The 10,602-nt window shown below is 48.2% G+C and carries 6 protein-coding genes and 1 tRNA gene; 5 read left to right on the top strand and 2 right to left on the bottom strand.

The genetic code is table 11. The features are described from left to right. The 5 genes from NT002_00610 to NT002_00590 form a co-directional block, all read left to right on the top strand. On the top strand, positions 1 to 2,043 hold a 2,043-nt coding region (locus tag NT002_00610), incomplete at its 5' end, for a BTAD domain-containing putative transcriptional regulator (GenBank protein MCX6827778.1). A gap of 692 nt (positions 2,044 to 2,735) precedes the next feature. Then, positions 2,736 to 3,005 (top strand): hypothetical protein, encoded by a 270-nt coding sequence (locus tag NT002_00605; protein ID MCX6827777.1) that lies wholly within the window; start codon positions 2,736 to 2,738, stop codon positions 3,003 to 3,005. Between the two features lie 188 nt (positions 3,006 to 3,193). Then, the gene (locus NT002_00600; GenBank protein MCX6827776.1) at positions 3,194 to 5,473 is read left to right on the top strand and encodes a hypothetical protein; all 2,280 of its coding nucleotides are present in this window, start codon (positions 3,194 to 3,196) and stop codon (positions 5,471 to 5,473) included. A gap of 89 nt (positions 5,474 to 5,562) precedes the next feature. Continuing rightward, positions 5,563 to 6,327: a dockerin type I repeat-containing protein gene (locus NT002_00595; protein ID MCX6827775.1), complete on the top strand. Its 765-nt coding sequence runs from the start codon at positions 5,563 to 5,565 to the stop codon at positions 6,325 to 6,327. 27 nt (positions 6,328 to 6,354) lie between these two features. Continuing rightward, positions 6,355 to 7,893 (top strand): thrombospondin type 3 repeat-containing protein, encoded by a 1,539-nt coding sequence (locus NT002_00590; GenBank protein ID MCX6827774.1) that lies wholly within the window; start codon positions 6,355 to 6,357, stop codon positions 7,891 to 7,893. A gap of 115 nt (positions 7,894 to 8,008) precedes the next feature. Here the strand turns inward: NT002_00590 and NT002_00585 are convergent. Further along, positions 8,009 to 8,092: transfer RNA gene (locus NT002_00585), tRNA-Leu, on the bottom strand. 118 nt (positions 8,093 to 8,210) lie between these two features. Then, positions 8,211 to 10,355, bottom strand: a complete 2,145-nt coding sequence (locus NT002_00580; protein ID MCX6827773.1) for a PBP1A family penicillin-binding protein — start codon at positions 10,353 to 10,355, stop codon at positions 8,211 to 8,213. Between the last annotated feature and the right edge of the window lie 247 nt (positions 10,356 to 10,602).

Below are 10,602 nucleotides of genomic sequence, written 5' to 3'. Positions count from 1 at the left end.
GGCGATTTTGTCACCCTTGGTAACTTATGGATACACTACCATTGGGCGCTGTTGCATCTGTCACCGGCCACCGATTACGGCTCCACCAGGCGAGATTGGCGGGCACTTGAGCGCCGGTGCGGGAATCCGGCAAAATCCATTGAAGCGAGTGTACATGTAGTTCTCTCGCTGGCCGCTCACCAGGAACTTCGTGAAGATAAAGCCATTGAACATTCGCAAATCTGCCTGTCCATGCTCAACGAGATGCAGTTTGATTATCGCATGACCGTGAAAAGCAACATCGCTCTGTTTACCCATTTCCAGGGAAAATCAAAAGAGGCTCTGTCACAATTTCAGGAGATACTGGTAGAGTGTGAGCGAAAAGGTGCCTTCACTATTATGCCGATGGTGCTCGTCAATATTTCCGAATTACACCTATCCCGTGGGGATTACAAGAAAGCGCGTGAATCCGCCGAGCGGGCCCTGCAAATGCAGCGTCTGCATGGCATAGATAATCGCGGGGTTGAAATGTACGCTGGCCGAAACCGCGGAGTCGCATGCTGGTATTTGGGCGAATCCGAGGAGGCAATTGCACATCTCAATTATTCATATGACAAGGCTTTAGAGTACGATGAGCGAGAACGGATCGTTACCGCTCTGTGGCTTGATTATTTCTATCTTCTCAAGGGCGATAGCCTTAGACCTCACCTTACGGATACTTCATCTCTTGGCACTCGGACAGAGCAACGACTCATATGGCTGGGTCGGGGAGCGATGCAGGCTGCTATGAGCTATAAATGGTACTTGTTGCGGAAAACGGCCATCGACCTCAATAAGCTGGCCATAACCACCGGCTCACATGCCTGGAGAATAACAACCAATTTTATGTTGGCACTCGCGGCCGATGGCAGCGGAAAATATGCCTTGGCCAGGAAATTTTTGCGCGCCGGATTACATCAGTTGAACCTGCTGCGCTGGTTTTCTTACCCTATGGCTGACGATTTAATCTCATCATTCGTTATCGTGAAATCGGTCAGGTACGGAATATATACCGACTCAGCTTATCTTCTGCTCAAAAGTGATCATCAGATTGACCTATCGTCGGTTTTCAACAGGGAGCTGGAATCCAGAGGTCTTACTCCCATTGAATTACATAATCTGTTCATCGCCGCTGCAGAGCTGCATGTTCGCGGCCTAGTCCGCACGTCAATCCGTTTCATGAAACATGGAAACAAGCTCGTCGCTGCCGCCGCTCATCGTTATCATGAAATGAACCAAACAATCCCGCTTCCGCCGCTATATATCAGAATGCTGGGTGGATTTTCCGTTGTAGCGGCTAGCAGAGGGGTGACATTTGGTCGCAGAAAGTCGCGACAGCTTTTGCAACTCCTGCTTATTGAACGATGCGGGCCTGTTCATGAGGAAGTGATTCTTGAAACACTGTGGCCTAACAGCAATCCGGCAAAGAGTAAGCCTATTCTTCAGACCTGCGTGAAGGATCTGCGGCGGGCATTGGATCCGCATCATGACCCGAAGGGCAAATCGTATATTATCTTTTCAAACGGACATTACAGCCTGGACATGCCGGAAGGTTCCACCGTGGATACAATCGAATTCGAGGACCTTCTTATAAAGGCGGGATTTCACAGCGCGACAGATTCTATCCGATCACAGGATCAGGAATCCGTTCTCAGGAGGGCGATTGCCATGTATCGCGGTGACCTGTTGCCGGAAGAGCGGTTCGAATCATATGCGGTTGAGTACCGCGAGCGGCTGCTTCAGAAATTCCTCGAAATATCGGTCGCGCTGGCCCGCTTCCTGATCGAGAAGGGAAGAGCGGCAGAAGCCGTCCCGGTGCTCGAACGAGGCCTTCAGCTCGACTCATTGTGGGGTGAAGGGGTTCAAGCGATGATGGTTGCGCGGGTCAAAAAGGGAGAAATTTATCGGGCGTTTCAAACCTACCGAGCTTATGAGAAACGGCTTCAGCAGGAACTTGCCATCTCTCCCGATCAGAGCCTGACCGCTTATTTTGATGAACTTGTTGCCTCGATGGCGCCGTCTTAATAGTCGCGGTGCGAACTGCCCTGTTCCACGCGAGCGCTCTTACCACTATTTTCCTGATAGAATTAGCCAAAAAAAATAATAATAGTGGATTAACGCGGGTGACATATTTTGCTGTAATATTTTTATTAAGTGTCAGGGATTATTTCCTGTCTGGAACATTAAAATCCCGAATGATTCGAGTCAACTGGTGCTCGAATATCAGAAACGCCTCAGCTTGTCGATGCTGATTTTATTGTGTATCGGTTCAGCAAGAGTCGGACACGGGTGGGCTTTTGGTTAAGAGGTAGTTTTGGTAATTTAATCTTAACGAAAGGAATGTCCGATGAGTGGCAAACAGGGTCGGAGTCCAGAAGCCGCGGTCAAGGAGATCCGAAGGCAGACTGGGCCGGTTTAAGAACCCGCCGGTCACAGCTTCCTGAAGGAAAATATAGATATTCTTGGGATTAGGTGAACTGCATTCATTGGAATGCTGTCCATAGCTGACAATATCTGTCCGCTTATGGGGCCACAGTAGTGCAAATTCCTTTGTGCAAATTTTGTATTTGACAGATAAGATTAACGGGTATATCCGCTTAACCTTAAATGGAGGATATGCCCGACGCGTGAAGTAGACTTCACGGAAAAGAATTTGTGGAATCTTTGGCTGGGAGTCAGCAGTATTTGGAGAATGATTCGGGGGAGCAGTATATGAATTGGCAGAGAATATTCACGATGGAAAACCGACCGACTTTGACATCAAAAGGGGCGTGGGGGAGATAATGGAACTTTCTAAGAATGCCTTTTCTTTATTGCATTCTGAGTTGCCGTCCCAAGTGAAAATGGCAATTAACAATTTTGTAGATAGGGTTGAAATTGACCATAAGAATAGAAAAGCAACTTTTTTCGTTCACAATATTCCCGAAGCATCAAAGACTTACGATGAAATTGTCTCGGTTAAAACATGCCGGAGGTCGGAATTATAGCCCAACTCTAACAATAACCTTTTAGTTGTCAGCGACTTAGCATTGCCCGAAAAGCGGCTTTATATGGCCACGGGGGTTAAATGCAGATAAAATACCTGCTTGATAGTTTTCGAAAAGCTGTTATATTTAGTTGGGCTTGAGCACGGCCTGTTCTTGGTTATTAGACAATATTTATACCGGAGGAGACTATGAGAATAATCATAGCATTGCTGACGGCCTTGGCTATCAACTTATTCATGATTGCCCTGGCCAGTATTGCCTGTGCTGAGGGGGAAATACAGAACTCCATTTCTATAAGTGCAGTTCCCCGTCTGCCGATTCCTTCGGAAATACCCCAAAAGGTGCCAATAGAAGCGGCAGAAATGAAAGAACCAGCCAATCTTGGGTTTGATCAGGTGGCCAGCGCCTCACCCGGCATGCAAATCGGTCTTACTACCTATGACCAGCAGTCTAATTGTCGGATGAACCGTCAGGTGGATTGGCGAGCCACGCAGATGGTTCATTTCACCTGGATGAAGCAGCTTAATCGAATTCTTTGGGGGGATCGCCGGACAGCATATGAAGCCTGGGACCCTGTTCAGGGGCGCCTGATCCATGCAGGCTCCGATGAGGGAGGCGGATGTTGCATTCATCCTTTATCCGATTATTCCGGTTATGCGGCTCTTGACGTTGACACTGAGGGAAAAACGGTTATAGGTAACCATCATAGAAGTTCCTGGAACGATGCCATGGTAGCAACTGTTTCGTATGATTATCTTCCCGCCTCCTGCTATTTTTCAGCTTATCGTAGCAGGATTCCGGACAGCCTGCTCAGCTATTTCTTTGATCCCGAGGGCGATTATCTTTACCAGTGGCCCTCGATGGAATATCAGGTTTGGAATGGGGATACGGTTACTCATGTATTTGCGCAGCAATTCAACGGGGGGGATCCGGGATTCATTGTCTATTTTAGACGGCACGGGAGTGATATTGCCGGCACCTGGGACTATCCGCCCAAGATGATAGATACTGTTTCGAACGGCATTTCGCAGACAGTGACGGCCTCCCGGGTCAGCGGCAAAGTGGCGCTTGTCTGGACCGCCAATCTTCCCGCCATCCCGGGCGGATATGAATCGGTTGATCGAGATCGACAACAGGACAACGATATCTACTATATGTTGTCCAATAATCTGGGTGCGACCTGGGACGAGAAACAGAATATTACGAAATCCGATTCCTCCAAAAGCGGATGGCGCGCCGGCAACGATCTTTCATGTCTCATTGATACCGGCGACAAACTCCATGTCATATGGGATGCCCGGGAGTATTCCCCGGCCAATGGAGGCACTTTTCCTCATTTCTTTGGAAGTCGCTTATACCATTGGGGCGAGCAATTCCCATCACAAATCAGCTTGATAAAAGACGCCAACTGGGATCTACCGGAGTACGGTTGCTTCGGAGGCGCTTGGAATACGATGTCGATCGTAAAGATGCAGATTTCGGAGTGTGATGGTAAATTATACGCCCTCTTTGTACAATTCAATGACATTTTCAACGGTAAAAATGACGATTGCCATCAGAGTAACTGGACGGCAAATAACTCGTCAGGAACCGCCAATGGTGAGTTATACGTCGCTATTTCCAACGATGAGGGACGCAAGTGGGATATATCGCGCAATCTTACGAATACCTACACGCCCCATTGCGATACGATCGGTGCGGTCATGTGCGAATCCGACATGTGGCCCGCAATGTCTAGATTTGGAATGGACGCCGCGGGCGGCAATTTTGCCGGTGTTCCAATTGTTGATCCCTCTGGCAGTTATTCCGGAACTAATTATTTGGATGTTTTCTACGTTAATGACAGGTATCCTGGCAGCTGCCCTCAAGATGAGGGAGTATGGACCACTAATCCAGTAAAATGGTTCCGTCTTCCATGCGTGGACCCTATTCCAAACCCGATATTGAGCTTCACGCCTAAAGAATTCGCTTTTCCTACCTGGGTCAAGCCGGGTCACCAACTCGATACCCTTGTCAGACTTGAGAACCTGGGCAATGCAGACATAGTATTCAGCTCGATAACGGCTATCAGGATCACGGGTACGGCTTACGATTGGCTCGGTGTGGCCAGCGCTCCAACCACAATACCATACACAGAGCCGTCTTATTGTTATATGAATGTCCAACTGAATAAAGGTGGGGTAGTCACCAGCAGTCCTTTTGGATTTGACGGCATAATTGTTTTTAACGGTAATTTTCTCGGGAGTCCCGACACTCTGAAAATCCATCTGGTTATCGCCGATTCGGTGCAGTTTCCTGAATGGGCTTCAATTAGAACCTCATGCAAAAAAATATCACTCAGCAATTCCGGCAACCTAGGCAGAAGTGGCGAGAACTTGGGAAATAACCTTGATTTCTTCAATGATTGCGATATCACCAACAATTTAATTGGGGAAGACGATAACGCCCGAATATATGGGCGCCTTTAGCCTCGGACAGCTGTGATTTTATAGTCCAAAGGCTGAGGATCTATAATAACGCGGGCACCACCGTGAACGGAGTGTTCATAGGCGAGATCATGGATTGGGATGTTCCTTCGGATTCTACTGTTGAAAATGGTTCGGGTGCCGACATTAGCCGTCGGATGATGTATTGTTATGGAGCGGAATATGGCACTGACGCAATCCCCAACAATGATTGCGTCCTGGCCAACCAGCGTTATGGCGCTTTTGCTTACTATGATGGTTATAGAATCCCATTCGGATATCCGGGCGACAGTATTCGCACCTTACGCGGTGCGTTCACATGCCTCAATTCTGATTGGGTGCTGCCCACCGGCCACATCGTGGCATCGCAACTTTATAAGAAGCTTATCGGTCTAACTATTTATCAACCCTGGCAATCGACTCATCCGGAAATGGAAGACTCCCTCTATCAGAACTTGAGCATGGTTACCGTCATAGGGCAGTACAATCTTTCGGCAACCGACACTCTGACTTTTGTGAATATTCTCGCCACGGAATATGATGACGGCCTGCTCGGCCTTCAGACAATGATTGACAAAGCCCGATCCTGGATTGGCAGGCGTCCCTACATATTTACCTGGCCTGGTATCATGGATTGCTGCAATAAACCGGGAGATGCAAATAATAATAACGCAGTCAATATCGGAGATATAGCATATATCATAAATTACCTATATAAAGGCGGTCCGACACCACCGTGTCTACGCAAGGCTGATGCCAACGGCGATTGCCAGATAGACATGCTCGACTGTATTCGCATCCTAAAATATCTGTATTGCGCAGGGTCAGCCCCGATCTGCCCCACAGGCTGCCTTTAGTTCAGGATTATGAGTAAGGAGATGAAAATGAGAAAGACAATATTGTTTATGACCGGTTTTCTTGTCATGTTTGCCGTTCCGCATTTTGTCCATTCCATGACCATGCGCGCAGCGGTCTCGCCTGTCGTGGCGCCGGATACGGTGATGGCTGGAGTCCCATTTTCGATTGACATATATATGAACAATAACGATTTCACCCGCTTCGGCCACTCTTTCACCCTTGTCCTCTATAGCCCTGATGCCAGTATTTACGGAGTCACTCATCAGGATGTCGCAGGACAAGGCGCATTTCATTCAGTGGAGTACCTCAGCATTTTTCAATTATGGGATATATTTAACCAATTAACCGGATTCAGTTGGGATGGTGTATTGCCGGATTCAATTAATCACAGCGCCCTTGGAAACAGAAGCTGTTCGCCCTGGCCGTCAAATCTGGGCGAGCAGATATATATGAAGTTCCATTTGATTATCAATGAGACGGGCAGATTCTGTATTGATTCGGTGGATCATGCGATCCACGCATATGACTGGCTTTTTGAATCCCCATCGCCGAGTTTCCATGGCCCCTATTGTTGGACAGTGATAGGCGGGGCCGACAGCGACGCCGACGGTGTACCCGATGCTTTAGACAATTGTTCCTCTGTTGCCAATCCCATGCAGGAGGATGCCGATGGTGATGGAATAGGAAATGTCTGTGATAATTGTACCGACACAGACCATGACGGTTATGGCAATCCGGGTTACCCGGCCAATACCTGCCAGGCAGATAATTGCCCGGCCTTAAGCAACCCCGTGCAGGAGGATACCGACGGGGATGGCATTGGGGATGTCTGTGACAATTGCATCGATACCGATCATGATGGTTTTGGTAATCCGGGCTACCCTGCCAATACATGTCAGGTGGATAATTGCCCGATCACCCCTAATCCGGGTCAGGAGGACGGTAACGGAGATAGTATCGGCGATGCCTGCACTTTTGCGTCATACACCGAAGAGGGAGAGGATGTTCAAGTGGATCTGGGCGCCACTGTCAGTCTGACCTTTGACAGCGTTTCGCAGGCCGACTCCACAACCATGACCATAACCGGTGATGGACCGGAACCGCCATCAGCGTTCGAAATAGTCCCGGAAAACGCTCCGATATATTACAACATCACTACTTCCGCTGCTTTTGAGGGAAATGTTCAGGTCTGTATCAACTATGATGCCACGAACATATCTCCCCTGGAAGAATCATCACTGCGACTTCTGCATTATGACACCAGTGTTTGGATTGATATAACTATCTCCCTTGATACGGCCGCCAATATCATTTGCGGGCTGACTTCTTCTCTCTCCCCGTTCTCCATGGCCATTCCATCCTATATCTGCGGAGATGTCAATAAGAACGGTATCGTCAATATTCAGGATATCACATATTTAATAAATTATCTCTACAAGGGAGGGCCGGCTCCAAATCCCAAAGCCTCGGGTAACGTAACCGGTAACAATGTCATCAATATACAGGACATTACCTATCTGATAAATTACCTCTACAAAAGCGGCCCGGCGCCCAAGTGCTCTTGAGTTTCAGATATTCTTCCAGAAAGGGGATAGCCCGAAAATGGCTGTCTCCTTTTTAATTGTGGTGTGAAATGTCAACGAATGGCCGTATCTTATTGTTTTGCAACGATATACAAAATGCCGGAGGTCGGAATCGAACCGACATGATGTTGCCATCGGAGGATTTTGAGTCCTCTGCGTCTACCAGTTTCACCACTCCGGCATTGAACCAAAAATAAAAAATCCTACGCTGGTCTGTCAAGTCATATCTATAATGATTTGATTCAAGGTATCATCAGATTCAAACGAGCCGGAAGCCTCTTTATGCTCCGAAATCGCCTCTAGAAATGATAGATATCGGCGCTGTCCTCGGGAATTAGATACTTATCAGTGCTGGAGGGGCCGACATATAATCCCCGGGAGGGGTGAGTGGGGCAGGTCTCCGTGGGGACATCATTAGCCTTAAAAACTTCGCGTCTGACATTGACACAGCGGTCGGTGGCCAGTTTTCCCGATTTAAGACAAACATCGGCGAACACAATCCCCTCGGGCAGCTCAAAATCCAGCATTGGGAGAGTATCGGTTGCCGCTTGCATGATGGCGGTCCAGATCGGGAGAGCATTGGCACCGCCGGTCTGATTTTTTCCGATGGAGGTCTTATCATCAAATCCGACCCAGACCCCGGTCGTGACCTGCGGGGTAAAACCGATAAACCAGTTATCGGCGAAATTATCGGAGGTTCCCGTCTTGCCGGCAGCGGCGCGGATGAATCCGAGGGCACGGGCGCCGCGGCCGGTGCCGTTGTCGATCACCGACTGCAACATATTCACCATAATATAGGCTGTCTGCGCCGAGAGAACCTCGTCCTTCTGGATATTCGTATTATCCTCAAGGATATTGCCGTAACGATCGGTTATTTTCATAATATATCGGTAGGGGACGCGGATGCCGCCGTTGGGGAAGACAGTATAGGCGGAAGTGAGATCAATCAGTCTGACTTCGCTGGTGCCGATAGCCAGTGACGGGACGGCCTGAAGCGGTGAAGTAATACCCATCTTGGTGGCATAGAAAATCGCCTGCTCGGGTGTGACTTTAAGAAGCAGTTTAATAGCAATCAGATTGCGTGAAAGTCGGAGGCCGTCGCGCAGGGTCATTTCCCCCATGAATTCATCATCGAAATTTTGCGGCCGCCACTCCTTTGCGCCCGGGATATTGAGGACAATGGAGTTGTCATAGAAAATGTCGCTGGGGTGATACCCGTTGTCCATGGCCGCCGTATAAACAAATGGCTTAAAGGCCGACCCCGGCTGCCGCAAAGCCTGCGTGGCCCGGTTGAATTTGCTCTCGACAAATGATTTTCCGCCGACCATTACCAGGACATTGGCATTTTCATTATTTATGGCCACGGCCGCCCCCTGTATTTCCTTATAAGCTCTTCGGGCATATCCTCCAGCCGGCGCGGGAATTAGGAAGGTATAATAGGGATTATTGATGCTATAGACGCGCTCGTAGAAGGCCTGCATGGTATCGAGCTTTTCTTTCATGGCCCGTTCCGCCTGCTCCTGAAGACCCCAGTGGAGAGTGCTGATTACTTTCAGGCCGCCCGAATAGAGCTGATCCTCGCCGTACCTGTCGAGAATGTACTGCCGAATGAGTTCGGTAAAATAAGGGGCGCGCCCGGTCTGTTCCTCGGGCGATTTCAATTCGAGCGGAAGTTCCTGGAGGGAATCATATTCTCTCCTGGATATTTTCCCCCAGTCATAATAGGAATATAATGAGTTGTTGCGAATTCTAAGCGCCTGCTCGGTGGAATCGACAAGATTATAACGGCTGGGGGCCTTAAGCAGCCCAACAAGCAGGGCACAGTCACTGACGGTCAAATCCTCAATCGATTTGTCGAAATAGGCCCGAGCGGAGGCTGATAGACCATAAGCACCCCGCCCGAAATAGTACTGATTGAGGTACATCTGCAGGATTTCTTCTTTGGAATAGGTCCGTTCCAACTTAATCGCGGTTAAGGCCTCCTTTATCTTCCTCTCGAAAGTTTTCCGGCGATGAAGAAAGAGCATCCTGGCGAGTTGCTGGGTGATGGTGGAAGCACCCTGGGCGCGTCGCCAGCGTACCAAGTCAATCAAAGTCGCTTTGAGAGTCCGCCCAATATTGACACCCCAATGGTCAAAGAATTCTCTGTCCTCAACCGCGAGCAGCATATCAACCATCTTCCCGGGAATTTCTTTATAAGGAGTGAGGACACGATTCTCGTTAAAATACTCCTGAAGAAGGGTTCCATCAGCCGAATAAATCTTGGTTTTCAGAGACGGTTCAATGTTATGAAGACTCTCGAAAGATGGAAGATCCTTCTGGTATATCATATATAATCGATAAAAGATAATCGCCGCAAGTATGGAGAAGAGCGCCGCCAGGATAAGAATCGACCTGATTACTTTCTTTCGATTTACTTTAACTTCATTGATCAAGTCGTTCATAGTGTTTATAAATCGCCTTTTTTTGCGATCAAGTCAAGGAAAAAAGGGTTGCCATGAGTCATGCGAGATAGCATACAATTTCTTATACGATTATGAAATGGAATAGCGGTAATGTCAATATTAGTGTGGAAATTGGTATATCCTTTTTTTCATTTATTTAGGCTGCTTTTTGTATCATGTTTTTGATGGTTTTTATTATTTCATTGTTTCTGTGCCATTTATGATTGAAATAGTTGAATAAAGCATA

The sequence above is a fragment of the Candidatus Zixiibacteriota bacterium genome (assembly GCA_026397505.1).
GTDB lineage: Bacteria > Zixibacteria > MSB-5A5 > GN15 > PGXB01 > JAPLUR01.
The sequence above is the reverse complement of the archived record's forward strand: the minus strand, read 5'-3'. Positions and strand labels throughout refer to the sequence as shown.

What these genes read in the sequence shown, in the direction of transcription:
- NT002_00580 (MCX6827773.1), bottom strand. Translation starts at nt 10,355, where the DNA reads ATGAACGACTTGATCAATGAAGTTAAAGTAAATCGAAAGAAAGTAATC.
- NT002_00595 (MCX6827775.1), top strand. Translation starts at nt 5,563, where the DNA reads ATGGATTGGGATGTTCCTTCGGATTCTACTGTTGAAAATGGTTCGGGT.
- NT002_00590 (MCX6827774.1), top strand. Translation starts at nt 6,355, where the DNA reads ATGAGAAAGACAATATTGTTTATGACCGGTTTTCTTGTCATGTTTGCC.
- NT002_00600 (MCX6827776.1), top strand. Translation starts at nt 3,194, where the DNA reads ATGAGAATAATCATAGCATTGCTGACGGCCTTGGCTATCAACTTATTC.